Origin of the sequence: Pleomorphochaeta sp. DL1XJH-081 (assembly GCF_049310885.1) — a bacterium.
In the GTDB taxonomy this organism is placed as follows: domain Bacteria; phylum Spirochaetota; class Spirochaetia; order Sphaerochaetales; family Sphaerochaetaceae; genus CAYZJV01.
In genome coordinates, this window is record NZ_JBMDYO010000136.1 from 1 (window position 1) to 261 (window position 261).

1 protein-coding gene is annotated in these 261 nt (G+C 47.1%); it reads right to left on the reverse strand.

Annotated features, from left to right (window positions below; translation table 11 throughout):
• A partial coding sequence (locus ACODJP_RS14215) for a hypothetical protein (RefSeq protein ID WP_422482612.1) occupies window positions 1–236 on the reverse strand: 236 nt, incomplete at its 3' end.
• Between the last annotated feature and the right edge of the window lie 25 nt (window positions 237–261).

Sequence of the window (261 nt, forward strand, 5' to 3'; positions counted from 1 at the left end):
CCCGCATCCATCTTTTGTCCATCTTTTGAACATCCGGAGCAGCCGCCACCACCCGGTGTCCCACCAACTGGTTTGCCATATGCCGGTGGGAGTTCATCCATTACACTTTCTTTTGATGGATCGACGGCGTTGGTAGTCTCAGCAAGTTCTCTAGCTGCAGCTACTTCCGAGCAGACCACAAGAGTCATGGCTAAAAGGCCAAGAAGAACTATCAATTTGGCACCCATTTTCTTCAAGTTATGAATTAAAGTAGAAAAGTTT